General features: G+C 49.5%; 1 protein-coding gene. It reads left to right on the top strand.

What is annotated here, in order from left to right:
* Nucleotides 1-295: 295 nt before the first annotated feature.
* Nucleotides 296-570 (top strand): hypothetical protein (locus AK963_RS30435; RefSeq protein WP_139117841.1); only part of this gene is annotated, 275 nt, incomplete at its 3' end.

The raw sequence follows: 570 nt of genomic DNA, 5'->3' as shown, positions 1-570 counted from the left end.
CGGGTACGTAATATGGATTACTGGAAGATCGAGTTGCCTGACTGAGAGCTTCCCAGTTATCCACAAAATCCGTGGATAAACCGGTATACAACCTGTTAACCCATAATCCCACGTCGGATGTTCCGTGCAGCCCAGAGGAGGTTGAACGGTAGATCAACAGCTTTATCATTTTTTAGCCGGGTGTGGTATCCCGATAACGGTAGCCTATTCAGTTGTCCGGGCTGTCGAATGGCCACTTCCCTTGTGCTGCAAGTGATGTAAGCGATCTATAAATTTCATACAGGTACGAAACCTAATGGAGAAATTTACATCATTCGATCGCAGTACTGACACCATTACCACCATCGACCAATTCGGCGTGACCAGCAGCTCTGATATTGAGTCTTTTATCCGTTCCGGGAAAATGGCAACGCTGTCATGGCAGTGCAAGGCCAGGCTCTATCCGTACCTGAAAGGGCGTAAGGATATTGTTGCAGACCGTGGCGTAGGTGGCGGCCACAATTTTTCCCTGGTGGGTGATCAGCCGCTGCTGGTCTACCTGTGGGGGCTGTATATGGCCACACTGATTCT

The organism is Endozoicomonas atrinae, assembly GCF_001647025.1.
Taxonomy (GTDB): Bacteria; Pseudomonadota; Gammaproteobacteria; order Pseudomonadales; family Endozoicomonadaceae; genus Endozoicomonas; species Endozoicomonas atrinae.
This window is presented reverse-complemented; position numbering and strand designations above follow the sequence as displayed.